Consider the following 25122-nt stretch of genomic DNA (forward strand, 5'->3'; position numbering starts at 1 on the left):
GCGCGGGACATGGCCGGGGCGAAGAAACTGTCGGAACTCGGTCTGGCGGCGCGGGGCGGGCGCGACCCGGTGCTGACCGGTGTCACGGCGGACAGCCGGGCGGTGAAGGATGGGTTTCTGTTCGCAGCCCTGCCAGGGGCGGTGCTGCATGGGGCCGAGTTCATCGGCCCCGCATTGCGGATGGGCGCGGCGGCAGTGCTGACCGATGCCGAGGGCGCACGGATCGCGGCAGAGGCTTTGGCGGGCAGCAGCGTGGCGCTGGTGGTGGCCGAGGATGCGCGGGCGGCCCTGTCGGGTGCGGCGGCGCTGTGGTTCGGGGCGCAGCCCGACACCATGGTTGCGGTGACCGGGACCAATGGCAAGACATCGGTCGCGACCTTCACGCGCCAGATCTGGATGGCGCTGGGCCATGCGGCGATCAATATCGGGACCACCGGTGTAGAGGGGGCCTGGGCGGCACCGTCGAGCCACACGACGCCGGACGCGCTGACGCTGCATTCCATGCTGGCGCAGGCGGCGGGGGCGGGGGTGACCCATGCGGCGATGGAGGCATCGTCGCACGGGCTCGATCAGCGGCGGATGGATGGCGTGCGGCTGGCGGCGGCGGGGTTCACGAATTTCACGCAAGATCATCTGGACTATCACGGCACGATGGAGGCCTATTTCGCGGCCAAGGCGGCGCTGTTCGCGCGCGTGTTGCCGCCCGAGGGCGTGGCGGTGGTGAACCTGAATGATGCCCATGGCGCGCAGGTGGCCGAGGTGGCGCAGACGCGTGGGCAGCGCGTGCTGACCGTGGGGCATGGCGCGGGCTGTGACCTGCGACTGCTTGGCCAGCGCTATGATGCGACGGGGCAGGAGGTGCGGTTTCAGTGGCAGGGACAGCCGCATCAGGTGCGACTTGATCTGATCGGCGGATTTCAGGCGGAGAATGTGGCGCTGGCGGCGGGGCTGGTGATCGCGGCGGGTGAGGAGCCTGCGGCGGTGTTCCGGGTGCTGCCATCCTTGCAGGGTGTGCGCGGGCGGATGCAGTTGGCCGCCACGCGCCGGAACGGGGCGGCGGTGTTTGTGGATTATGCCCATACGCCGGATGCGGTGGCGACCGCGCTGCGCGCGCTGCGGCCGCATGTGATGGGGCGGATCGTGATCGTCTTTGGAGCGGGCGGTGACCGGGACCGGACCAAGCGCCCCCTGATGGGGGCGGCGGCGCGGGAATTTGCCGACGTGCTGTTCGTGACCGACGACAATCCGAGAAGCGAGGAGCCTGCTGCGATCCGGGCCGAGATCATGGCGGCCTGCCCCGAGGCCAATGAGGTGGGAGACCGGGCCGAGGCGATCTTGCGCGGGGTGGATGCGCTGGGGCCGGGCGATGCGCTGCTGATCGCGGGCAAGGGGCATGAGACGGGGCAGATCATCAAGGGCGATGTCTATCCCTTTGACGATGTGGAACAGGCGAGCATCGCTGTGGCGGCGCTGGATGGGGTGATCTGATGGTGTTGTGGACTTCGGATGCGGCGGTGGCGGCCACGGGCGGGCGCGTGACGAAGCGCTGGGCCGCGACGGGCGTGTCGATCGACACGCGGACGCTGCGGCCGGGGGAGTTGTTTGTTGCGCTGAAAGATGTGCGCGACGGGCATGATTTCGTGAAGGCCGCGCTGGACAAGGGCGCCGCGGCGGCGCTGGTGTCGCATATCCCCGAGGGCGTGGCGGCGGATGCGCCGCTGCTGATCGTGCCGGATGTGCTGCGTGCGCTGGAGGATCTGGGCCGCGCGGCACGGGCGCGCACGAAGGCCAAGGTGGTCGGGATCACCGGGTCGGTGGGCAAGACATCGACCAAGGAAATGCTGCGCGCCATTCTGGGCGGGCAGGGCCGGGTGCATGCGGCTGAGGCGAGTTACAACAACCACTGGGGCGTGCCGCTGACGCTGGCGCGGATGCCGGAAGAGACGGAATTCGCGGTGATCGAGATCGGGATGAACCATCCCGGCGAGATCGCGCCTTTGGCGCGGATGGCCGACCTTGACGTGGCGATGATCACGACCGTCGCGCCTGCGCATCTGGAAGCATTCGAGAGCATCGAGGGGATCGCGCATGAGAAGGCGTCGATCCTGGACGGCCTGCGGCCCGGTGGGGTGGCGGTGCTGAATGCCGATATCGCCACGACCCCGATCCTGCGCGCCAAGGCGGCGGCGGTGGGGGCAAAGGCGGTGATGTTCGGGACTGCGGCGGATGCGGATTGGCGCATTCTGTCGGTCGAGATTGCGGGCGAGACGACGGTGGTGCGCGCCACGCGCAGGGGCGAGGCGCTGCTGTTCAAGGTGCGATCCCCCGGGCGGCATTTCGCGGCAAATGCGACCGGCGCGCTGGCCGTGGCCGAGGCGATGGGCTGCGATCCGGCAATCACGGCCTGCGATATCGGGCAATGGTCGCCGCCCGTCGGGCGCGGGACGCGCGAGCGGATCATGATGGACACGCTGGAAGAGACCGGGTTCGACCTGATCGACGATGCCTTCAACGCCAATCCGGCCAGTATGGCGGCAGCGTTGGATGTGCTGATTGCCGCCGTGCCAGAGAACGGGATCGGGCGGCTGGCGACGGGGCGGCGGATTGCCGTGCTGGGCGACATGCTGGAATTGGGGCCGACCGAAGGCGAACTGCACGCCGCCATTGCGCGCCATCCCGGGCTGGAGACGGTGACAGTAATTCATTGCGTGGGTCCCCGGATGCGCGCGTTGTGGCAGGCCTTGCCGCGCGGTCAGCGGGGGGATTGGGCAGAGACGGCGGGCGACCTTGCAGCGCGGGCGCGGTCGATCATCGATGCCGGGGATATCGTGCTGGTGAAGGGATCAAAGGGATCCAAGGTCAGTCTTGTCGTTGACGCGCTGAGGAAACTGGGGCAGGCGGTGGCGCCAAAGAACGCGGGGACTGAGTGAGATGTTTTATTGGCTGACGGCCTTTTCGGATGGCGGCGATTTCTTCAACCTGTTCCGCTATCAGACGGTGCGGGCGGGGGGCGCGTTCCTGACGGCGCTGGTGTTCGGCTTCGTCTTCGGGCGGCCGCTGATCGACCTGTTGCGCCGCAAGCAGAAGAAGGGCCAGCCGATCCGCGATGACGGCCCGCAAAGCCATTTCGCCAAGGCAGGGACTCCCACGATGGGGGGATTGCTGATCCTGTCGGCGCTGATGGTATCGACGCTGCTTTGGGCGCGGTGGGACAATCCCTATGTCTGGATCGTGCTGCTGGTGACGTTGGCCTTTGGCCTGATCGGTTTTGCCGATGACTATGCGAAGGTGACCAAGCAGAACACCAAGGGCGTGTCGGGGCGGGTGCGGTTCGGCGCGGGGCTGGTAATCGCGGCGCTGGCCACCTATGCGGCGGCGAGCTTTCATCCCGGGCCGCTGACCAACCAACTGGCCTTTCCGTTCTTCAAGGACCTGCTGTTGAACATGTGGCTGTTCTTCATCCCCTTTGGCATGGTGGTGATCGTGGGGGCGGCCAATGCGGTGAACCTGACCGATGGTCTGGACGGGCTGGCCATCATGCCGGTGATGATCGCGGCGGGCACCTTTGGCGTGATCGCCTACGTGGTGGGAAATGCCAATTACACCGAATATCTGGGCGTGCATTTCGTGCCCGGCACGGGGGAACTCTTGATCTTCTGCGCGGCGCTGTTCGGGGGCGGGATGGGGTTCCTGTGGTACAACGCGCCACCTGCGGCGGTGTTCATGGGCGATACCGGATCGCTCGCGCTGGGCGGGGCTTTGGGCGCGATTGCGGTCTGCACCAAGCATGAAATCGTGCTGGCCATCGTGGGCGGGCTGTTCGTGGTGGAGGCGCTGAGCGTCATCATTCAGGTCGCCTATTTCAAGGCGACGGGAAAGCGCGTGTTCCTGATGGCGCCGATCCACCACCACTTTGAGAAGAAGGGCTGGGCCGAGCCGCAGATCGTGATCCGGTTCTGGATCATCTCACTGATTTTGGCGCTGGTGGGGTTGGCGACGCTGAAGCTGCGGTGAGGGCGATTTTTCTGCGAAAAATCTGGGGGGGCGGTCCGGTGGACCGCCCTTTTCCGTTGGATCAGTGGCGCGAGGGCAGGAAGTCCGGGCGCATGCGGGCGAGGCTGTGGGTGATGAGGCCCGTGACCGCCACCTTGATCAGGTCACCGGGCAGGTAGGGTGTGATCAGAAGTGTGGCCTCGGGCAGGGACTTGCCCAGCATCAGCGCCATGCCGGGGATGCCGAAGGCGTAAAGCGTGATGACCCCGCCAAGAAAGGCGCCAAGGCCCGCTGCGAGGCCGATGGGCGCGCGGCTGCGTTCCACAATCAGGCCCGCCACGAAGGCGGCGATGGGGAAGCCGATCAGGAAACCCATGGTGGGTGACGCAAAAACGCCCAGACCGCCGCGCCCGCCGGACAGAAGCGGCAGGCCGATGGCGACGAGAAGCAGGAACAGCAGCACCGCCAGCGCGCCGCGTTTGGCCCCCAGCACGGTGCCGCACAGCATGATGCCAAGGCTTTGCGCGGTGATCGGCACGCCAGTGGCCAGCGTGATCTGTGGCACGAAGCCCAAAACCGCGATCAGGGCCGCGAAGAGGGCGATGTGGGACAGGCTGCGTTCCATGGGCGTCTCCTTATGGGTGGCGCGCATCTAGCCTGCGCCGCCGCGGGCCCGCAAGGCCTCGGCCACCTGATCGGCATCGTCGAGGGTGGCGAGCGTGGCCGGAGTGAGGATGCGCCAGCCGGGGCGGCGCGGGGAGCGAGCGCGCCATGCCTCCGATATGCGGGTCAGGCGGTCGGAGAGGACGGGCAGGAAGCGGATGGTCAGCGCGATGGCCAAGGCAAGGGTGCGCGGGGAGAGGCCAAGGCGCGCGAGGGGGGCGGCCAGGCGTTCGATGACAGTGATCATGTCGGAAAGGCGCGTGGTCATGGTCACAAGGTTGGCGGCGGCGAGGGCGGTGGTCAGGCGCAAAAGGACGATGGCGCCGCCACGCGGGTCTTGGGTCCAGAGGTGCCAGAGCACAAGGATCAGCGCGAAGGGCCAAAGCGGGCGCAGCAGGCGCAGGGCATGGGCGGCGAAGGGCCAGCCGCCCGGCAGGTGCAGCGCCGCGATGGCGGCAAGGGCGACGGCGAGGGTGATGGGGCTGTTCAGTTGAAAGAGCAGGAAGGTGAAGACAGCCAGTGCCGCCAGCTTCCCCCCGGCGGGCAGGCGGTGCAGGGGCGTTTGCACGGGCGAGGTGAGGGCGAGCATGGGCGGGGCCTTGTGCTGCGGCGATCAGGAGGGAAGGGCGGTATCGTGGTCGTCGCGGGCGATGCGGTCCATCGCGGCAGTGAAGGCGGGAAGGACAGTGGCAGGCGGGCCATCCTGCACGATGCGCCCGGCATCGAGCCAGAGGATGCGGTCGGCCCCTGACAGGCTGGCAGGATCATGCGTCACGGTGATGAGCCGCTGCGGCAGGGCGGCAAGGCGACGGGTCAGGCGGGCCTGCGCGGGCAGGTCGAGCCCGGCGAAGGGTTCATCGAGCAGGATCGTCACAGGCGCCATCATCAGCACCGCTTGGAGGCAAAGCCAGTGCCGCTGGCCCTGGCTGAGCGTGGCGGTGGAGGCCGTGGCCCAATGGGCGCGGCCCTCGGCCCCCAGAACGGCGCGGGCGGCGGCGCGGGCTGTGGCGTCGGTCTGGCCTTGCTGGCGCAGGCCGAAGGCAAGCTCTTCCTCCACCGTCGGGAACAGGATCTGGTGATCGGGGTTCTGGAACAGAATGCCGAGGCGGGAGAGCATCTCTTTGCGGTCACGAAACGGATCGATCCCGTCCAGCGTCAGCGAACCGGTCGTGGGCGGGATCAGGCCCGCGAGCAGGCGCAGAAGGGTGGTCTTGCCCGATCCGTTGCGGCCAAGGATGCCGATGCGCGGCTCGGTCAGGGACAGGGTGAGGTCGGACAGCACGGGCTTGCCGCCCAGTTGGACGGTAACGCCGGTCAGTCGGAAACCGGGGGAGGTGGGCGCTGCGCTCATGCAGGAGGCTTAGCGCAATGAAACGGGCCATTCCAGTTGGAACGGCCCTGTCTTTCATCTTGGCAAAAATACCCAAATCCCCGCGATCCGAAGGCGATCAGGCCCGATACTCAGGCCCGATACTCAGGCCTGCCGGGCTGCGGCGACCGACTCCTCAAGAATATCCATTGCCTCGGCGAAATGGGCGTCGGGGATGGTGATTGGGGCAAGGAAGCGCACCACATTGCCATAGACGCCGCAGGTGAGCAGGATCAGCCCGCGCTTGAGCGCCTCGGTCCGCACACGGCCGGTAAAGCCGGCATCGGGTTCATGGGTGGAAGGGTTGGCGAATTCCACTGCCACCATGAAGCCCGGGCCGCGGATATCCACGATTTCGGGGGTGGTGGAGCGGATCGATTCCAGCCGCTGTTTCAGCCGCGAGCCGAGTTCATTGGCGCGGGCGCAGAGCTGTTCTTCCTCGATCACATCGAGCACGGCGTGCGAGGCGGCGATGCCCAGCGGGTTGCCGGCATAGGTGCCGCCAAGGCCGCCGGGGTTGGCGGCATCCATCAGTTCCGCCTTGCCGGTCACGGCAGCAAGCGGCAGGCCACCAGCCAGACCTTTGGCCATGGTGGTAAGATCCGCCGCGACGCCGTGCATTTCCATGGCAAAGAGATTGCCGGTGCGGGCGAAGCCTGTTTGCACCTCATCCGCGATCATGACGATGCCATGCTTGTCGCACAGCGCGCGCAGGGCGCGGACCAGATCGGTCGGGGCTTCATAGAAGCCGCCTTCGCCCTGAACGGGTTCGAAAATGATGGCCGCGACGCGGTTCGGGTCGAGATCGGCCTTGAACAGCTTTTCGATGCCCTTCATCGAGTCTTCGGTCGAGATGCCATGCGGCCCCATCGGGAAGGGGACGTGGAAGACATCGGGCATCATTGCGCCGAAGCCTTTCTTGTAGGGCTCAACCTTCCCGGTCAGCGACATGCCCATGAAGGTACGGCCGTGGAAGCCGCCGCCAAAAGCGATGACGGCGTTCCGCCCGGTGGCGATGCGGGCGATCTTCACCGCGTTTTCACAGGCCTCGGCCCCGGTGGTGACGAAGATCGTCTTTTTCGCGAAATTGCCTGGAACGGCAGCGTTCAGCCGTTCGGCAAGGTGGATGTAATTTTCATAGGGCAGAACCTGATGGCAGGTATGGGTGAACTTGGCCATCTGGGCGGTGACGGCGGCCATCACCTTGGGGTGGCAATGGCCGGTGTTGACCACGGCGATACCGGCGGCGAAATCGATGTAGCGGTTGCCCTCGATATCCCAGATTTCCGCGTTCAGGGCGCGGTCGGCGTAGATCTGGGTCATCATTCCGACGCCGCGGGAAATGGCTTGATCCCGGCGAAGGGCGACTTCGGCATTCTGCATGATTGGGCTCCATCCTGCGGGGTCCGGCGCGGACCTGTCTTTGACGCCATTTGATCAAACTTTTGCGCGGGCTTCAATGACGAAGGCGACGCAGCACGGGCGGAATGCGCCGGGATGGGCGCGGGGATTTACTCAAGATTAAGGAATCAGCGCCATGCTTGCATCAAGGGCAGCAGAAGGCGGGCCAGATGCGGGATTTCCAGGACGATGATCCGGTGGATCGGCTGCGGCTGATCCGGTCGCGGCGGGTGGGGGCGGTGACCTTTCACCGGCTGGTGGCGGAACATGGATCGGTGCGGGCGGCGCTTGCCGCGTTGCCCGATGTGGCGCGCGCGGCGGGGGTGGCGGAGTACGCGCCCTGCCCGGTTGAGGTGGCGCGGCATGAGATGGCGCAGGCACGGCTGGCAGGTGCGGTGATGCTGGTGCCCGGTGGCCCCGGCTATCCGGCGGGGCTGGAGGAGATGCCGGACGCGCCGCCGATCCTTTGGGCGCGGGGCGATGTGGCGTGGCTGGCGCGGCCCATGGTGGCGATGGTCGGCGCGCGGAATGCGTCATCGCTGGGCGTGCGGATGGCGCGGCGGCTGTCAGCGGCGCTTGGTGCGGCGGGGCAGGTGGTCGTGTCGGGCCTTGCGCGCGGGATCGACACCGAGGCGCATGAGGCCGCGCTGGCCACCGGGACGGTGGCGGTGATGGCGGGCGGGGTGGATGTGATCTATCCCGAGGAGAATGCAGGTCTGGCCGGGCGGATCGCGCAGGCGGGATGCGTGATTTCGGAACAGCCCATGGGGATGCAGCCGCAGGCGCGGCATTTCCCGCTGCGCAACCGGATCATCGCCGGGATGGCGCGGGCCGTGGTGGTGGTGGAGGCGGCGGCGCGGTCTGGCAGCCTGATCACGGCGCGCGACGCGCTGGATCTGGGGCGCGAGGTGCTGGCCGTGCCGGGGCATCCCTTCGACGCGCGTGCCGCCGGGTGCAACATGCTGATCCGCGACGGGGCGGTTCTGGTGCGCAGCGCGGAAGATGTGCTTGAGGCGATTGGCGCAGCGGGAGGGGGCCTTGGCCGGCCCGAGGGCGCGACGATCGAAGGGCAGGCTGTGGCGGCGGACCCGCCGGGCGCGGAAAAGCCGCTGGCAGGGTTGCCCGGCCCGGTGCCCGCACGACGGCCCCTGATCGAAGTGGCGGCGCTGCACGGCATGATTCTGGATCGGTTGGGGCCAAGCGCGGTGGCCGAGGATCAGCTGATTCGCGATCTGGACCTGCCGACCGAGACGGTGGCGCGCGAACTGGTGGCGCTGGAAATGGACGGACGCGTGCTGCGGCAGGCGGGCGGGTTGCTGTCGCGTTGTTGATCAGAGCGGGGGCGGAATAGGGCGTGCGGGACGTTGTGCCGCCCCTGGACCAGCGGCATGCGCGCCGACCTGTCGGGGGGCATGCGCGCGGCCCGGCCGGGCAGTGGGCTGGACACTGGGAGCGTGCGATGGCCTGTCGGAAAGGGTGCGGAACACATCGCCCCGCGGGACACATTGACGCGAGTGGGGCCTGCGAACCGCGTGCAAGATACAGGGCACGCCTACGAACTCCGCAGCCGGATACGGCACATTGGGCGCTTGCGGGGAAATGTGCACGCCTGAGGGATATCGGGCGAGGGTGCGGAGCTTACGGCGCGTGCGGTATATGCTGCAGGGCGAGCAAATGCAGGCTGGGCGCGGCAGCCTGGAAGCGGGCGGGTATACGAGCAACTGCGGGCTGGGCGAGGCAGCCTGCAAGCGGCTAGGTATAAGCGGCGGGCAAGCCGCATCGGGTATGGCGCGCGCCTACCTTTTTCCGGCCGGGAGGGCGGTCATATGGCTGCATTGACAAGCGCAGGGGTTCGCCCACATGGTGCCGCGCTGTTGATCCGGGCTTATGAAGGGAATTTTTTATGGCTGTTGTCGTTGTGGAAAGCCCGGCGAAGGCCAAGACGATCAACAAATACCTTGGGTCTGATTACACGGTTCTGGCGTCTTATGGCCATGTGCGCGACCTGCCTGCCAAGGATGGATCGGTCGATCCCGAGCAGGATTTCCGGATGGAATGGGAAGTTGCGCCGGAATCGAAAAAGCATGTCCGCGCGATTGCCGAGGCGCTGAAAACCGATGACACGCTGATCCTTGCCACCGACCCCGACCGCGAGGGCGAGGCGATTTCCTGGCATTTGCAGGAAGCGCTGGCCACGTCGATCAAGAAGGGCAAGAAGGTTTCGCGCGTCACCTTTAACGCGATCACCAAAGAGGCGGTGACCAAGGCGATGAAGGAACCGCGCCAGGTGGATGAGGCGCTGGTTGATGCCTATCTCGCGCGGCGTGCGCTGGATTATCTGGTGGGATTCACCCTGTCGCCCGTGTTGTGGCGCAAGCTTCCCGGGGCGAAATCGGCCGGGCGTGTGCAATCGGTTTGCCTGCGCCTGATCGTCGAGCGCGAGATGGAGATCGAGGCTTTCCGCGCGCAGGAATATTGGACGGTAAAGGCGGTGCTGGCCACGCCAAGGGGCCAGGAATTCGAGGCGACGCTTTCGGTTCTGGGCGGAAAGAAACTGTCAAAATTCGACATTCCGACGGCGGAAGCGGCCGAATTGGCAGTGCAGGCTGTCACTTCGCGAACATTGGCGGTGCAATCGGTGGAGGCCAAGCCCGCCACCCGCAACCCCTGGCCGCCCTTCATGACATCGACCCTCCAGCAAGAGGCCAGCCGGAAATACGGCATGGGTGCCAAGGCCACGATGAGCGCGGCGCAGCGGCTCTATGAGGCGGGGCATATCACCTATATGCGGACCGATGGCATCGACATGGCGCCGGAGGCGGTGATGGCCGCGCGGGACGAGATCAAGCGCCGTTTCGGGCCGACCTACGTGCCCGACAGCCCGCGCATGTACAAGAACAAGGCCAAGAACGCGCAGGAAGCGCATGAATGCATCCGCCCCACGGATATGGCGGCGGGGCCGGAAAAGCTGCGTCTTGTCGAGGCGGATCAGAAGAAGCTGTACGAGCTGATCTGGAAGCGCACGATCGCGAGCCAGATGGCCGCGGCGCGGATGGAGCGGACGGCGGTCGATGTGGCCAGTGCCGACGGGCAGGTGGTGCTGCGCGCCAATGGGCAGGTGGTGCTGTTTGACGGGTTCCTTGCCGTGTATGACGAGGGGCGCGATGATGATGGCGAGGATGAGGGCCGTCTGCCGCAGGTGATGCAGGGCGAGGGCGTGGACAAGCGCGCCGTGACCCCGGATCAGCATTTCACCCAGCCACCGCCGCGTTACACCGAGGCGACGCTGGTCAAGCGGATGGAAGAGTTGGGGATCGGGCGACCGTCGACCTATGCCAGCATCATCGGCACGATTCAGGACCGCGAATATGTGCGCAAGGACAAGAACCGCCTGATCCCCGAGGACAAGGGGCGGCTGGTGACGGCGTTCCTGACCAACTACTTCCGCCGCTATGTGGATTTCGATTTCACCGCCGATCTGGAAAGCCAGCTGGATGACGTGTCGGCCGGAGAGCGGGATTACAAGGAAGTGCTGTCGCGCTTCTGGCGCGATTTTTCGGCCGCGATTGCCGAGACGGCCGATCTGCGCATCAGCGAGGTGCTGGAAAAGATCGACGAATTCCTCGCACCGCATCTGTACCCCGCACGCGCCGATGGAAGCGATCCGCGGGTTTGCCCGGTCTGTGGCACAGGGCGGTTGAACCTGAAGACCGCGCGGTCGGGCGGGGCCTTCATCGGCTGCGGCAATTACCCGGAATGCCGCTATACCCGCCCGATTGGCGGCGGTGAGGAAGGCGGCGCGCTTTCCGCCGATGGCACCGTGCTGGGTCTGGATGCGGATGGCCAGCCGATCAGCCTGCGGGCGGGGCGGTTCGGGCCCTATGTCCAGAAGGGCGAGGCCACGACCGAGGCACCCAAGCCGCCGCGCGCCAGCCTGCCGAAGGGATGGTCACCCGAAAGCATGACGCTGGAACGCGCGATCCAGTTGCTGACGTTGCCGCGCCCGATCGGGCCGCATCCCGAGGATGGGCAGTTGGTCGAGGCGAGCATCGGGCGATTTGGCCCCTATGTGAAGCATGGGTCGGTTTACGCCAATATCCCGGATGTGGAGGAGGTCTTTACCATCGGGATGAACCGCGCGGTCGAGGTTCTGGCGCAGAAGGCTACGCGGGGACGCGGTGCATCGGCACCGGCAGGGCCGTTGCGCGTGTTGGGCGCGCACCCTGATGGCGGCGAGGTTCAGGTGATGCCGGGCAAGTACGGGCCTTATGTGAAATGGGCCAAGGTGAATGCGACCCTGCCCAAGGATCTGGATCCCGAGGCGGTGACGCTGGATGAGGCGCTGGCGCTGATCATCGAGAAGGCCGGTAAATCGGGTGGCAAGAAGGCCGCGAAACCCAAGGCGGCAGCGAAACCGAAGGCTGCCGCAAAGCCCAAGACTGCCGCCAAGCCGAAGGCCGCGGCGAAGAAGCCAGCGGCGAAGAAGCCCGCCACGAAGAAGGCCGCCGCCGAATAGGCAGCGCGTCGATCCGGCAGGCAAGGCACTGGACAGGCCGCTCTGCCCCGGCTTCATTCGGGGCGTGGTGGGAGAATCGAGGGTGCGATGCGTGCGGGTTTGATAGCGGGTTTGGTGCTGATGGCCGGACAGGCCGAGGCGGGGCTGACCTTGTGCAATGACGGGGGCGACCGTGCCTCGGTCGCCATTGCCTATGCGGCTGAGGGTGTCTGGACAAGCGAGGGTTGGTGGGGGATCGAACCCGGGGCCTGTGCCGTGGTGCAGGCGGGCGATTTGCAGCAGCAGCACTATTATTACACGCTGTCAGGCACGGATTTCGCGGGTGAAGGCTTTGCCTTTTGCACGAAACCCGACGCCTTTACCCTGACCGGGGCGGATGGCGATTGCGCCGGCCTTGGGGCGGAGAGCCGGGCCTTTGCGCATATCGACACCGGGCCGGAGGCGACGGATTTCACCTTCCGTCTGGCGGCGGGAAATGCGGGCAAGCAGGCAGATGCCGCCGCGCCTGTTTTTGATGAGATTCCGTTGCAGGCCGAAGATGTGGCCTCATTGCTGGATTCGGCTGCGATGCCGAGTTTCGAGCGCGGGGTGTTGGGCGAGCCCTTTTTGGTGGATGCGATCCTGCAGGGTTGCGGGCCGACCGAGGGCCGGGATGCCTGTACCTTCTATGCCGAGGGGGCACGCTGGATTGCCACGACCTCTGGCCAGAGCAATCCGGCGGCGATGCAGGCGATGGCGGCCTTGCCGGTAGGGGCGGCGTTGCGGGTTTCGGGCGACTTGCTGTCATTCGGGGATATCACGGCCGAGGCGGCGATTGCCTCGCTGGAACAGATCGAGGACCCTTATGCCGCTCAACGTGCGGCGATGCAGGGCAATTGGGTCAGCGCCGATGATCCGCAAAGCCAGGTGCAGATTGCCGGGTCGGAATGGACCGACATTTATGGCGATGAGCTGTTGGCTGTGGCGATCCTGACGCTGTCGGACAGCTGCGGTGAGGCGCAGGGCGGCGTGCTGCTGAGCCAGCAACGGATGGGGTATGACCCTGCGGATATGCAGTGTTATGAGGTGCTGTCGGTGGACGGCGACCGTATGGAGCTGTCCTATCTGGGGCGCGGGAACACGCTCGTTTACGTGCGTCCCTGACCACGCGGGTCGATCAGCCGCGCCATCAGGGACGGCGCGCGGATCAGGCCGATGGGGTGGCCGTCGTCGGTCACCTGCAATTCCGCCGCGCCTTCGGAGAGCATGGTCATCACCGTGCGGACCGGGGTTTCGCAATCCACGCTGGGGCCGGTCGAGGCCCCGGCCTCCATCACGTCGCGCGCGGTCAGCACCGAGAGCGGGTTCATATGGGCCACGAAATCGGCGACGTATTCGCTGACCGGGTTGGCGATGATTTCCCGCGCGGTCCCGCATTGGACGATGCGGCCACCCTCCATCAGAGCGATGCGGTTGCCGAGCTTGAACGCCTCATCCAGATCGTGGGACACGAAGACGATGGTGCGTTTCAGTTTGGATTGAAGATCAAGAAGCTCGTCCTGCAACCGCGCGCGGATCAGGGGATCGAGCGCGGAGAAGGGTTCGTCCATCAGCAGGATCGGGGCCTGGGTCACGAAGGCGCGGGCAAGGCCCACGCGTTGCTGCATCCCGCCAGACAGTTCGCCCACCTTGCGGTCGGCCCAGGCGGTAAGGTTTACCAGCGCAAGCTGTTCATCCACCTTGGCGCGGCGACCCTCGACAGGGATGCCCGCGAGTTCAAGGCCGAGGCCCACGTTTTCGCGCACCGTGCGCCAGGGCAGGAGGCCGAATTGTTGAAACACCATGGCGATGCGCGACAGGCGCAATTCGCGCAGGGTGGCGGGGTCCGCCTTGGTGACGGAAACCATTTTGTTGCCGTCCCAGACCCGCACCTCGCCCCGCACCACGGGGTTGAGCGCATTGACGCCCCGCAGCAGGGTGGATTTGCCCGAACCGGACAGGCCCATGAGGACCAGAATCTCGCCTTCGGCCACGGTGAGGGTGCAGTCATGCACGCCCAGCACCTGCCCGCAGGCCTGCTGCACCTCGGCCCTTGTCTTGCCGTCATCCATCAGGGGAAGGGCGCGGTCGGGGTTGTCGCCAAAGACGATGGAGACACGGTCGAATTCTACTGCGTTGCGTGTGGCGGTCATTTGCGCGTCACCCGGAGCATGCGGTCCAAGAGGATGGCCACCACCACGATGATGAAGCCGGCTTCAAAGCCAAGGGCGGAGTTGACCGAGTTCAGCGCGCGCACGACCGGCACGCCAAGGCCGTTCGCGCCGACAAGGGCGGCGATCACGACCATGGACAGCGACAGCATGATGGTCTGGTTCAGGCCCGCCATGATCTGCGGCAGCGCATAGGGCAGTTCGACCTTCCACAGGGTTTGTTTCGGGGTGGCGCCAAAGGCGGTTGCAGCCTCCAGCAAGGCCTGCGGGGTGGTGGAAATGCCCAGATGCGTCAGGCGGATGGGGGCGGGAAGGACGAAGATCACCGTGGCGATCAGGCCCGGCACCATGCCGAGGCCGAAGAAGACGATGGCCGGGATCAGGTAGACGAACGTGGGCAGCGTCTGCATCAGATCGAGCACGGGGACCATGGCGCGATACAGGCGCGGGCGGTGCGCGGCGGCAATGCCGATGGGCACGCCAAGCCCCATGCAGACGACGCAGGCGGCAAGGATCAGGGTCAGGCTTTCGGTGGTTTCTTCCCAATACCCCTGATTGAGGATGAAGAGAAAACCAACAAGAACGCCGAGGCATACCTTCCAGGACCGTTGCAGATACCAGGTCAGCGCGATGAAGGCTGCGATGATGATCAGCGGATGGGGGGTTTGCAGCACCCAGAGGATGCCGTCGATCATCGCCTCCATCACCAGGGAGATCAGGTCGAACAGGGGGCCGAGATTGGTGTTCATCCAGTCGAATACGGCCTTGGCGGCCTTGCCGACGGGTATCTTTGTGTCTGTCAGCCACTCCATCTGCGGCCTTCCCCCTTCATCTTGGCGGAAAATACCCTGCGGGGGTCCGGGGGCGCAAAGCCCCCGGGTGCCTGCCGCAGGGCGGAGCGCTTATTGCAGGGCGGCGGTGACGGCGGCCTTGGCGTCGCCGCCATCCTTGGTCGTCACGCCTTCGAGCCAGGGTTCCCAGACGGTGGGATTGGCGGTGAGCCATGCCTTGGCGGCGTCGCGCGGGTCAGCGCCGTCATTGAGGATGGCGCCCATGATTTCGTTTTCCATGGGCAGGGTGAAGGACAGGTTTTGCAGCAGTTTGCCGGTGTTCGGGCATTCGGCGACATAGCCCGCGCGGGTGTTGGTATAGATCGTCGCGCCGCCGAAATTCGGCCCGAACAGATCATCGCCGCCGGTGAGGTAGGTCAGCTTGAAGTTCGCGTTCATCGGGTGGGGTTCCCAGGCGAGGAAGACGATGGGTTCGCCGCCTTCGGTTTTGCTGGCCACTTCGGCGAGCATGCCCTGCTCTGACGATTCGACGATTTCAAAGCCGTCCATGCCGAAGGCGGGGCTGGCGATGGCCTCGAGCACCAGACGGTTGCCGTCATTGCCGGGTTCGATGCCATAGATCTGGCCGCCGAGGGCGTCCTTGTGATCCTTGATCATCGCGAAGTCGGTGATGCCGAGCGCGGCGCCATGTTCGTTGGTGGCGAGCGTATATTTTGCGCCTTCGAGGTTGGCGCGGACGGTGTCGACGGTGCCCGCATCGCGATAGGGGGCGATGTCGGCCTCCATCGAGGGCATCCAGTTGCCGAGGAACACGTCGATATCGCCTTCGGCGAGGCCGGTATAGGTGACGGGAACGGATAGGACCTTGGTTTCCGTCTCGTAGCCGAGCGCTTCGAGGACGAGCGTCGTCGCGGCGGTGGTGGCGGTGATGTCGGTCCAGCCCACATCCGAGAAGATGACCGTGTCGCAGCCTTCGGCAGCGGCGGCCCCGGCCAGCGCAAGCGATGCGGTGCTGGCGAGGAGGAGGTGTTTGAACATGAGCGGGTCTCCCTGGCAGTTTTTGTTGATTGACGAGTCAATAGACTTCACGCTTATTCGGTTTGGCAAGGATTTTCTTGGGGGCCAGACCGATATGCCGAAGCTTGGGATGGAGCCTATCCGAAAGGCGGCGCTGGTCAAAGCCACGATCACCGAGATCGGGCGGGTCGGATCGCTGGACGTGACGGTAAGCCAGATTGCCAAGCGGGCGGGCATGTCGAGCGCGTTGGCGCATCATTATTTCGGATCAAAAGAGGACATGTTCCTTGCCGCGATGCGCCATGTGCTGACGCTGTACGGGGCCGAGGTGCGCGGGGCGCTGGCGGTGGCGACGGGGCCGGAGGCGCGTTTGCGGGCGATTCTGGCGGCCTCCTTCAGCGCAGGGAATTTCCGGCGCGAGGTGGTGGGGGCCTGGCTGAATTTCTATGTGCTGGCCCAGACGGTTCCCGAGGCGAAGCGGTTGCTGGCCATTTATCAGGGGCGGCTCCGGTCGAACCTGATGGTGTGTCTGCGGCCCCTTGCAGGCGCGCGGGCGGGCGAGGTCGCTGAAGGGCTGGGCGCGCTGATTGACGGGCTGTACCTGCGCGAGGTGCTGAAATCCGGGCCGCCTGATGGGCCGGCGGCAGTGGCGGTCGCGCTGGATTATCTGAATGCTCAATTGAAGGGACGGGTCGCATGAAGGCGCAACCGCAGGGAAGCCATTTTGTCGATGGCCGCTATGTCGAGGACAGCGCGGGTGCGCCGATCAAGGTGATCTATCCGGCGACCGGCGAGGTGATCGCCGTACTGCATGAGGCCACAGCTTCGGTGGTGGAGGCGGCCTTGGCCTCGGCCAAGCGGGCGCAGGGCGCGTGGGCGGCGATGAAGCCGGTCGAGCGGTCGCGCATCCTGCGGCGGGCGGCGGACATGATCCGCGAGCGGGGCGAGGAACTGGCGCTGCTGGAGACGCTGGATACCGGCAAGCCCATTCAGGAAACGCGGGTGGCCGATTGGCCGAGCGGGGCAGATTCGCTGGAATGGTTCGCGGGGCTGGCGCCGACGGTGACGGGTGAGACGATCCCGCTGGGGCGGGATTTCGTCTATACGATCCGCGAGCCTTTGGGGGTTTGCGTGGGCATCGGGGCGTGGAATTACCCCAGCCAGATCGCCTGCTGGAAAGCGGCCCCGGCTTTGTCCTTGGGCAATGCGATGGTGTTCAAGCCGTCCGAGGTGACGCCGCTGGGGGCGTTGAAGCTGGCCGAGATCTTCGTGGCGGCTGGGCTGCCGGCAGGGCTGTTCAACGTCGTGCAGGGGCGCGGTGCGGTGGGGGCGTCCTTGGTGACCGATCCGCGTGTGGCGAAGGTGTCGCTGACCGGGTCGGTGCCGACGGGGCGGCGCGTCTATGCGGCGGCGGCGGATGGCGTGCGCAATGTGACGATGGAACTGGGCGGCAAGTCGCCGCTCATCGTGTTCGACGATGCGTCGGTCGAGGATGCGGTGGGCGCGGCGATGCTGGGGAATTTCTATTCCGCCGGTCAGGTGTGCAGCAATGGCACGCGGGTGTTCGTGCAGAAGGGGATCAAGGGCCGCTTCCTTGCGCGGCTGGCAGAGCGGACGGCGACGATCCTGCTGGGCGATCCGCTGGAGGAGGCCACGCAGATGGGGCCTTTGGTCAGCGCGGTGCAGATGGACAAGGTGCTGGGCTATATGGAAACCGCCAAGGCCGAAGGCGCGCGGCTGGTCTGCGGCGGTGGACGGGCGGCGATCAATACCGGGTATTTTGTGCAGCCCACCGTCTTTGCCGATGTGACCGACAGCATGACCATCGCGCGGGAAGAGGTGTTCGGCCCGGTGATGGCGGTGCTGGATTTCGACACCGAGGATGAGGTGATCGCGCGAGCCAATGCGACGGAATTCGGGCTGGCGGCGGGGGTGTTCACGGCGGACCTGACGCGCGGGCATCGCGTGATCGCGCAGCTGGAGGCGGGGACCTGCTGGATTAACGCCTATAACCTGACGCCGGTCGAAAGCCCGTTCGGCGGGGCCAAGATGTCGGGCGTGGGGCGCGAGAACGGGCGCGCGGCGGTGGAGCATTATACGCAGGTCAAATCGGTCTATGTGGGGATGGGGCCGGTCGATGCACCTTATTGATCTGCCCAGCCCGGAACGGATCGGCGTGGCGCATCGGGCGCTGCGCGGCACCGTGCGGCTGACACCGTTGATCGAATCCGATGTTCTGGCGCGGGACTGCGGCGCGGCGCGGCTGTTCGTAAAGGCCGAAGGGTTGCAGCGGACGGGGTCGTTCAAGCTGCGCGGAGCGCTATGGCGGTTGATGCAGTTGACGGCAGAGGAACGGGCGCGGGGCGTGGTGGCGTTCTCAAGCGGGAATTTTGCGCAAGGGCTTGCTGCGGCGGGGCGCGATCTGGGGGTGCCGGTGACCATTGTGATGCCGTGGGATGCGCCCGCGGCAAAGCGGGAAGCGACCGTGGCGCTGGGGGCCGAGGTGGTGCTGTCGCATCACGGTGATGCCCCGCGCGAGGTGGTGGCGGCAGGCATGGCGCGCGATCTGGCGGCAGAGCGGGGCTTGGTGTTGCTGCATCCTTTTGACGATGTGGCGGTGATCGCAGGGCAGGGGACAGCGGCGGTCGAGGCGCTGGCGCAGATGCGTGACGCTGGGGCAGTGCCGGATGTGGTGGTCTGCCCGGTGGGCGGCGGTGGGCTTATGGGGGGCGTGTCGCTCATGATGCGGGCCGCGCATCCCGGTGTGGCGATCTGGGGCTGCGAGCCGGTTGGGCATGATGGCATGGGCCGGTCGCTGCGGGCGGGCGAACGGGTGGCAGCACCCGGGGGGCCGACGCTGTGCGATGCGCTTCAGGCGCCGATGCCGGGCGTGGCGACCTTTGCCGCCTGTCAGGCGGCGGGGGTTACGGGGCTTGCGGTGGCGGATGCGCCCGTCGCGCAGGCCATGGCGCGGGCATTCGAGGTGTTGAAGCTGGTGCTGGAACCGTCGGGCGCGGTGGCGCTGGCCGCCGTGATGGGCGGGCAGGTGCCAGTGGCGGGCAAGGTGGTGCTTGTGGTGGCCTCGGGCGGGAATGTCGCCTTTGACCGCTTTGCCGACTGTCTGGCCATGGCCGGGCGGACGAACTGAACAAGAAGGACTGCGGATATGTCGGCGGATTTCGTGATCATCGGGGCAGGTTCGGCCGGATCGGCCATGGCCTGGCGGTTGGCCGAGGGCGGGGCCATGGTGACGGTGATCGAACATGGCGGCACCGATGCGGGGCCGTTCATTCAGATGCCGGCGGCGCTGTCCTATCCGATGAACATGGCGCGCTATGATTGGGGATTCCATACCGAGCCGGAGCCCTATCTGGGTGGGCGGGTGCTGGCCACGCCGCGCGGCAAAGTGATCGGGGGGTCGTCCAGTATCAACGGGATGGTCTATGTGCGCGGCCATGCGCGGGATTTCGACACCTGGGCCGAGATGGGGGCGCAGGGGTGGTCTTATGCTGATGTGCTGCCCTATTTCCAGCGGATGGAGCAGTGGCACGGGCAGCGCGACGGGGCCGATCCCAGCTGGCGCGGCGCGAAGGGGCCGCTGCATGTGACGCGTGGGCCGCGCGAGAACCCGCTGTTCGAGGCGTTCATCCGGGCAGGCGAACAGGCGGGCTATCCGGTGACGCGCGACTATAACGGCCAGCAGCAAGAGGGGTTCGGGCCGATGGAGGCCACGATCTTTAACGGCGTGCGGTGGTCGGCGGCGAATGCCTATCTGAAGCCCGCGATCAAGACCGGGAAGGTGCAAGTCATCCGCGCGCTGGCGCGACGGGTGGTGATCGAGGCTGGCCGCGCTGTGGGCGTGGAGGTTGAACGCGGTGGGCAGATCGAGGTGATCCCCGCAGCGCGCGAGGTGGTGGTGGCGGCGTCCAGCATCAACACGCCCAAGATCCTGATGCTGTCAGGGATAGGCGCGGGCGCGCATCTGCGCGAGCACGGGGTGGAGGTGGTGGCAGATCGGCCTGGCGTGGGGGCGAATTTGCAGGACCATCTGGAACTGTATCTGCAGTTTGCCTCCAAGCAGCCCATCACGCTGTACAAATACTGGAACCTGATGGGCAAGGCGGTGATCGGGGCGCAGTGGCTGTTCACCAAAAAGGGGTTGGGTGCATCGAACCAGTTTGAGGCTTGTGCCTTTATCCGGTCGAAGGCCGGGGTGGAATATCCCGATATCCAGTATCATTTCCTGCCGATCGCCGTGCGCTATGACGGCAAAGTCGCGGCCGAAGGGCACGGGTTTCAGGCCCATGTCGGACCGATGCGGTCCAAATCGCGGGGGGCTGTGACGCTGCGGTCGGGCGATCCGGCAGTCGCGCCGAAGATCGTGTTCAACTACATGTCGCATCCCGAGGATTGGGAGGATTTCCGCAACTGCATCCGCCTGACGCGCGAGATTTTCGGGCAAGAGGCGATGGCGGGGCATGTGAAGCATGAGATTCAGCCGGGCGCCGGGGTGCAGACGGATGCAGAGCTGGACGATTTCATCCGCCACCATGCCGAAAGCGCCTATCACCCCTGCGGCACGGCGCGGATGGGGCGGCGGGATGATCGGATGGCGGTGGTCGATCCGGAATGCAGGGTGATCGGGGTAGAGGGGCTGCGCGTGGCCGACAGTTCGATCTTTCCGCAGGTGACGAATGGCAATCTGAACGCGCCGTCCATCATGGTGGGCGAGAAGGCGGCGGATCACCTGCTGGGGCGGACGCCGCTTCCGGCATCGAACCAGGAACCCTGGATCAACCCGAATTGGCGGGTGGCGCAGCGGTGATGTTCGCGTGTCGTCTGGTGATGATGTTCGCCTTTCGTTCTTGACCAGTTAAGCAAGTGTTAACATTAACCTTGATTTCCGCCCGGTGGCGGCGGAAATCGGGGAATGATGTTAATAATTCGTTCACTGATCGTTCTGGCGCTGCTGGCGGGCCCGACCTTTGCCCTTGAGGGGCGGGCGCGGGTAGTGGACGGCGATACGCTTGAACTGGCGGGGCAGAAGGTACGGCTGTTCGGGATCGATGCGCCGGAACTGGACCAGGTCTGTGACCGGGACGGCACGCCCTGGGCCTGTGGGACAGAGGCGCGCGCCATGCTGGCCGGGATCGTGGGGCGCGCGCGCCTGACCTGCACGGTGCAGGATGTGGATCGCTATGGCCGCGCGGTGGCGGTTTGCCTGCGACAGGATAAGGATGTGGCCGCGCAGATGGTCCGGCAGGGCGGTGCCATCGCCTATCGCCGCTATTCGGACCGCTATGTGAATGCGGAAGTCGCAGCGCGGCGTGAGGGGTTGGGGGTCTGGGCGTCGGACTGGATAGAGCCGGAGGCGCATCGCAAGGCGGGCGCTGGTGCGGCGCAGCCGGTGCCAGAGGCTGGTTGCGCGATCAAGGGCAATATCGGCGCGCAGGGGCGGCGCATCTATCACCTGCCGGGGCAGGCGGATTATGACGCGACGCGGATCAACGAGCGGGCGGGGGAGCGGTGGTTCTGTTCCGAAAGCGAGGCGCAAGCGGAAGGATTTCGTCGCGCGGCGCGGTAAGTTGACCGAGGTCAAGGCGCGGGGTGCCGGGGTTCCGTAAGGTCTGCGTCAGAACAGACAGAGAGGATGCACCATGTCGAACACGCCGCACGACCTTTATGAAGATTTCCCGGAAAAGGCCGAAGCGATCCATGCGATGAAGGCGAAGGATGCGCATTTCGCCCGGATGGTGGAAGAGTATCACGAGGTGAACCGTGCCGTGCATCGGGCCGAGACGCTGATTGAACCGACCTCAGCCGAGCACGAGACGGAACTGCGCCAGAAACGGATGCGGCTTAAGGATGCAATCTGGAAGCAGATTGCCGCCTGAGGGTAGCAGAAGGCCCCGGCGCGAGGCCGGGGCTTTATCAATCTGCGATGTCGTAGGGGAGGAGACCGCGCTTGTCGGGGTCGACCTTGAGGCGGCGTTCGAGGGGCGGGACGGAGCGTTGGTGGCAGTCGCGCCGTTCGCAGATGCGGCAGGAGATGCCGATGGGTTCGAACCGGCCTTTCAGATCCAGCCCATCGGAATAGACGAGGCTGGCGGCATGGGTGATTTCGCAGCCCAAGCCTATGGCATAGCGGCGGACCGGGGCGAGGAAGGCCCCACCCGGTTTTGACACGTCGCGCGCAAGGCAGAGATAGCGCACGCCATCCGGGGTTTCGGCCAGTTGGCGCAGGAAATGGCCCGGTGTTTCGAACGCGCGATGGACGTTCCACAGCGGGCATGCCCCGCCGAAACGGGCGAATTGCAGGCGTGTGGCCGAGTGGCGTTTGGTGATGGTGCCGGCCTGATCGACGCGGACGAAGAAGAAGGGGATGCCCTTGGCACCCGGCCTTTGCAGCGTGGCAAGGCGGTGGGCGACCTGTTCGATGGAGGCGCCGAACAGATCGGCGAGGCGTTCCAGATCGTGCCGGGTTTCCAGCGCGGCGGCCTGAAAGGCGCGGTAGGGCAGCAGGGCGGCACCAGCAAAGTAGTTCGCCAGCCCGATCTTGGCGATGTCGCGCGCTTCGGGTGTGGCGAAACGGGCAAGGTCCAGCGTTGCTTCGATCAGTTCGTTTTGCGTCAGCAGGGCGACCTGGAGCAGAAGCTGAAAGCGCTGGGTGGGCACGGCGGTGCGGTTCGACAGGGCAAGCCGCTTGCTGGCCGCGTCATAGCGGCGGGTTTCGGGCTGATCGGTGAAGACAGTGGTGATCCCCCGGCGTTCCAGCGCAGCGATGGCGATGCGGGTGATGTCGGTTGCAGGGCCGGTGGGGGTGGCGGGGGCGGCGAAGTTTTCCGCTGCGCGGTCAACGGCATCAATGTAGTTGTCGCAATAGTGGAAGAAATCGCGGACCTCCTCCCACGGGGAGGGGCGGAGGGAGGCGTCTTCGCGACCCAAGGCCTCGTCCAGTGAGGCGAGGCGTTCGTGTGTTTGACGATAGGCGCGGTGCAGATCGAGAAAGGCGCGGGCCAGCGCGGGTGCGTTGGAGGCGGCAAGACGCAGGTCGGCCAACGGAGGCGTGGTCTGGGCGAAGACGGGATCGGCCAAGGCTTCGCGCATGTCAGATACCAGACGTTCGGATTCGCCCACGGTCAGTTCGGTGACGTCGAGCCCGAATTCCTGGGCCAAGGCCAGCACCACCGAGGCCGAAACGGGCCTGTGGTTGTTTTCCATCTGGTTGAGATAGGGCAGCGACACACCCAGTTTGTCGGCAAAGGTCTTTTGCGTGAGCGACAGGCGGCCGCGAATCTCGCGCAGCTTGGCCCCGGCATAGAGTTTCTGTGTGGCCATGGCGCGCCCCCTTTTGCAAAGCCGTTATCGGCTTTGCAAAGCGTGCCCGTCAAGCTGTGAGGCCGAGGGTACGGGCGCGGCGGATGACGGCGAGGATGGAGAAGAGCGCGAGGATGGCCGAGGCGAGCATCAGAAGGACGAGCGGCATCTCAGTCGCGCCTTCGGTCAGCAGGGTGCCAGCGAGGGCGGCCAGTGCTGCGCCGCCGCCGATCTGGATCGCGCCACCGAGGCCCGAGGCAGTGCCTGCGAGTTCCGGCTTGATCGACAGCATCCCGGCATTGGCGTTGGGCAGGGTCATGCCGTTTCCGAGGCCGAGGGCGAGGGTGAAGCCGAAAAAGACATAGGGCGAATGCACGCCCGCCAGCGTGACGAGGGTCAGCATCGCCAGACCGGAGATGGAGGCGAGGGTGCCCCAGAGGATCATCCGGTTCATGCCCAGCCGAACGGAAAAGCGCCCGGCGATGAAATTGCCGACCAGATAACCCACCGCGGTGATGGCGAAGAGCAGGCCCACTTCGGACGAGGACAGGCCAAAGACCACATTGCCCACATAGGGCGCACCGCCGAGATAAGCGAAGAAGGAGCCCGAGGTGAAGGAGGCGCAACCGACATAGCCCCAAAACCTGCGTGAGCGCAGCAGGCCGGGATAGGTTCGGATCTGGTCCATCAGCGACACACGGCGCAGGGTGGCCGTTTCGCCAAGGTCGGCCCAGACGAGCGCAAGCGTTGCAAGGCCGAGGATCAGGAGAAGGGCGAAGTTGGCCTGCCAGCCGAATGCCTCATCCAGCAGGCCGCCGATGACGGGGCCGATCATCGGGACGATGGACATGCCCATGGTCACGTAACCGATCATGGATGCGGCCTGCGCATCGGGCACCATGTCGCGCACGACGGCGCGCGAGAGCACCATGCCGGATGCGATGACGGCCTGCGCCATGCGGCAGATCAGGAAGGTGGTGGCATCGGGCGCGATGAGCGTGCCGATGGTGGCCAGCAGAAACAGCGCGATCGACCAGAGCAGCACCTTGCGACGACCGAAGCGGTCCGAAATCGGGCCGATGACGATTTGCAGCAGGGCTGAAAGCGCGAGGTAAAGCGCGACGGACAGTTGCATCAGCCCGTAGGGTACGTTGAACCAGGCCGCCATGCCCGGAAGCGAAGGCAGGAAGATGTTCATCGTCAGCGCCGATAGCCCCGCCATCAGGATGAGTGTGGCGATGTGCGGGGGCGTGCGGCGGTCAAGGAAGCGGGAGTTGGTCATTGTGTTGCCCTATGCTTTGGCCTTGCCGCTGTCCATGGGCCGGAATGCACAGGGTTGTGTGCGGGTGGGGCCGATCAGGCCCATTTGTGGAAGATGAAGAAGGCCCCCAGCGCGATGAAGGCAAAGCCGATGGCGTGGTTCCAGGTGAGCGGTTCCTTGAGGTAGAAGACGGAAAAGACGGCAAAAACGGTGAGGGTGATCACCTCTTGCATCGTTTTGAGTTCGGCGGCCGAGAAATGGCTGTGGCCGATGCGGTTGGCGGGCACTTGCAGCGCGTATTCCGGCAGCGCGATCAGCCAGCTGGCAAGGATCACCAGCACCAGCGAGGCGGATTTGTATTTCAGATGCCCATACCAGGCGAAGGTCATGAAGATGTTGGAGGCCAGCAGAAGGCCGATGGTGATGACGGGGACGGGAAGCTGGGTCATGGGGGCCTCAAGGCGGCGGATGTTCTGTCTGGGGTGTAAGGCGGGGCAGGGGGGAAGGCGAGAGATTTGCTAATTTGCGTTTTGCAGGCAATGCTCTGCCAATTAATTGCAAATATGCGAAACTCCGTTTTGCCATGGCCGCCGGGGCCGCTATGT

The 25122-nt window shown here is 65.8% G+C and carries 22 protein-coding genes; 12 read left to right on the forward strand and 10 right to left on the reverse strand.

Annotated features, from left to right (window positions below; translation table 11 throughout):
- Positions 1-9: 9 nt before the first annotated feature.
- The 3 genes from RSE12_07920 to mraY are packed head-to-tail and all read left to right on the forward strand — an operon-like array spanning position 10 to position 4014.
- Positions 10-1488: a UDP-N-acetylmuramoyl-L-alanyl-D-glutamate--2,6-diaminopimelate ligase gene (locus tag RSE12_07920; protein WRH64248.1), complete on the forward strand. Its 1479-nt coding sequence runs from the start codon at positions 10-12 to the stop codon at positions 1486-1488.
- On the forward strand, positions 1485-2930 hold the full coding sequence (murF, locus tag RSE12_07925; GenBank protein WRH64762.1) for a UDP-N-acetylmuramoyl-tripeptide--D-alanyl-D-alanine ligase: 1446 nt from the start codon (positions 1485-1487) through the stop codon (positions 2928-2930). Before RSE12_07920 ends, murF begins: the two co-directional genes overlap by 4 nt.
- A 1-nt stretch (position 2931) precedes the next feature.
- On the forward strand, positions 2932-4014 hold the full coding sequence (mraY, locus tag RSE12_07930) for a phospho-N-acetylmuramoyl-pentapeptide-transferase (protein WRH64249.1): 1083 nt from the start codon (positions 2932-2934) through the stop codon (positions 4012-4014).
- 61 nt (positions 4015-4075) lie between these two features.
- Here mraY and RSE12_07935 read toward each other — a convergent pair whose 3' ends face one another.
- The 4 genes from RSE12_07935 to RSE12_07950 form a co-directional block, all read right to left on the reverse strand.
- Positions 4076-4618 carry a biotin transporter BioY gene (locus tag RSE12_07935; protein WRH64250.1) on the reverse strand — a complete coding sequence of 181 codons (543 nt, stop codon included), beginning with the start codon at positions 4616-4618 and terminating at the stop codon, positions 4076-4078.
- 27 nt (positions 4619-4645) lie between these two features.
- Positions 4646-5245 (reverse strand): energy-coupling factor transporter transmembrane protein EcfT, encoded by a 600-nt coding sequence (locus tag RSE12_07940; protein WRH64251.1) that lies wholly within the window; start codon positions 5243-5245, stop codon positions 4646-4648.
- Positions 5246-5269: 24 nt separating this feature from the next.
- Complete coding sequence (locus tag RSE12_07945; protein ID WRH64252.1) at positions 5270-6007, reverse strand: energy-coupling factor ABC transporter ATP-binding protein; 738 nt, start codon at positions 6005-6007, stop codon at positions 5270-5272.
- A gap of 123 nt (positions 6008-6130) precedes the next feature.
- Entirely contained in the window at positions 6131-7408 is a 1278-nt protein-coding gene (locus RSE12_07950) for a 4-aminobutyrate--2-oxoglutarate transaminase (GenBank protein ID WRH64253.1), read from the reverse strand.
- A gap of 188 nt (positions 7409-7596) precedes the next feature.
- On the opposite strand from RSE12_07950, the gene dprA reads away from it, so the two are divergent.
- From dprA to RSE12_07965, 3 genes are all read left to right on the forward strand, one after another.
- Positions 7597-8757, forward strand: a complete 1161-nt coding sequence (dprA, locus tag RSE12_07955) for a DNA-processing protein DprA (GenBank protein WRH64254.1) — start codon at positions 7597-7599, stop codon at positions 8755-8757.
- Between the two features lie 572 nt (positions 8758-9329).
- On the forward strand, positions 9330-11942 hold the full coding sequence (gene topA / locus RSE12_07960; protein ID WRH64255.1) for a type I DNA topoisomerase: 2613 nt from the start codon (positions 9330-9332) through the stop codon (positions 11940-11942).
- 87 nt (positions 11943-12029) lie between these two features.
- Positions 12030-13085, forward strand: coding sequence for a DUF1036 domain-containing protein (locus tag RSE12_07965; GenBank protein ID WRH64256.1), 1056 nt, complete (start codon positions 12030-12032; stop codon positions 13083-13085).
- On the opposite strand, the gene choV is transcribed toward RSE12_07965, so the two are convergent.
- The 3 genes from choV to choX form a co-directional block, all read right to left on the reverse strand.
- Entirely contained in the window at positions 13070-14113 is a 1044-nt protein-coding gene (choV, locus tag RSE12_07970; GenBank protein ID WRH64257.1) for a choline ABC transporter ATP-binding protein, read from the reverse strand. The two genes, RSE12_07965 and choV, sit on opposite strands and share 16 nt — an antisense overlap.
- Complete coding sequence (gene choW, locus RSE12_07975; protein WRH64258.1) at positions 14110-14943, reverse strand: choline ABC transporter permease subunit; 834 nt, start codon at positions 14941-14943, stop codon at positions 14110-14112. Before choW ends, choV begins: the two co-directional genes overlap by 4 nt.
- Before the next feature lie 90 nt (positions 14944-15033).
- On the reverse strand, positions 15034-15960 hold the full coding sequence (gene choX / locus RSE12_07980; protein ID WRH64259.1) for a choline ABC transporter substrate-binding protein: 927 nt from the start codon (positions 15958-15960) through the stop codon (positions 15034-15036).
- Positions 15961-16054: 94 nt separating this feature from the next.
- Between choX and betI the strand changes: the two genes are divergently transcribed.
- The 6 genes from betI (at position 16055) to RSE12_08010 (ending at position 21833) form a co-directional block, all read left to right on the forward strand.
- Positions 16055-16639 (forward strand): transcriptional regulator BetI, encoded by a 585-nt coding sequence (gene betI / locus RSE12_07985; GenBank protein WRH64763.1) that lies wholly within the window; start codon positions 16055-16057, stop codon positions 16637-16639.
- Entirely contained in the window at positions 16636-18090 is a 1455-nt protein-coding gene (gene betB, locus RSE12_07990) for a betaine-aldehyde dehydrogenase (GenBank protein ID WRH64260.1), read from the forward strand. Before betI ends, betB begins: the two co-directional genes overlap by 4 nt.
- Entirely contained in the window at positions 18077-19087 is a 1011-nt protein-coding gene (locus RSE12_07995) for a threonine/serine dehydratase (GenBank protein ID WRH64261.1), read from the forward strand. Before betB ends, RSE12_07995 begins: the two co-directional genes overlap by 14 nt.
- An 18-nt stretch (positions 19088-19105) precedes the next feature.
- Positions 19106-20764, forward strand: coding sequence for a choline dehydrogenase (gene betA / locus RSE12_08000; protein ID WRH64262.1), 1659 nt, complete (start codon positions 19106-19108; stop codon positions 20762-20764).
- Between the two features lie 105 nt (positions 20765-20869).
- Positions 20870-21523, forward strand: coding sequence for a thermonuclease family protein (locus RSE12_08005; protein ID WRH64263.1), 654 nt, complete (start codon positions 20870-20872; stop codon positions 21521-21523).
- A 73-nt stretch (positions 21524-21596) separates the two neighbouring features.
- A complete protein-coding gene (locus tag RSE12_08010; protein WRH64264.1) occupies positions 21597-21833 on the forward strand; it encodes a DUF465 domain-containing protein in 237 nt (78 codons plus the stop codon).
- 37 nt (positions 21834-21870) lie between these two features.
- Here the strand turns inward: RSE12_08010 and RSE12_08015 are convergent, their stop codons facing one another.
- The 3 genes from RSE12_08015 to RSE12_08025 all read right to left on the reverse strand — a co-directional run bounded on the left by RSE12_08015 (position 21871) and on the right by RSE12_08025 (position 24966).
- A complete protein-coding gene (locus tag RSE12_08015) occupies positions 21871-23277 on the reverse strand; it encodes a short-chain fatty acyl-CoA regulator family protein (protein ID WRH64265.1) in 1407 nt (468 codons plus the stop codon).
- Between the two features lie 49 nt (positions 23278-23326).
- Complete coding sequence (locus RSE12_08020) at positions 23327-24538, reverse strand: multidrug effflux MFS transporter (protein WRH64266.1); 1212 nt, start codon at positions 24536-24538, stop codon at positions 23327-23329.
- Positions 24539-24612: 74 nt separating this feature from the next.
- Positions 24613-24966, reverse strand: a complete 354-nt coding sequence (locus tag RSE12_08025) for a DMT family protein (GenBank protein ID WRH64267.1) — start codon at positions 24964-24966, stop codon at positions 24613-24615.
- Between the last annotated feature and the right edge of the window lie 156 nt (positions 24967-25122).

It is taken from the genome of Fuscovulum sp. (assembly GCA_035192965.1).
Lineage (GTDB): Bacteria > Pseudomonadota > Alphaproteobacteria > Rhodobacterales > Rhodobacteraceae > Paragemmobacter.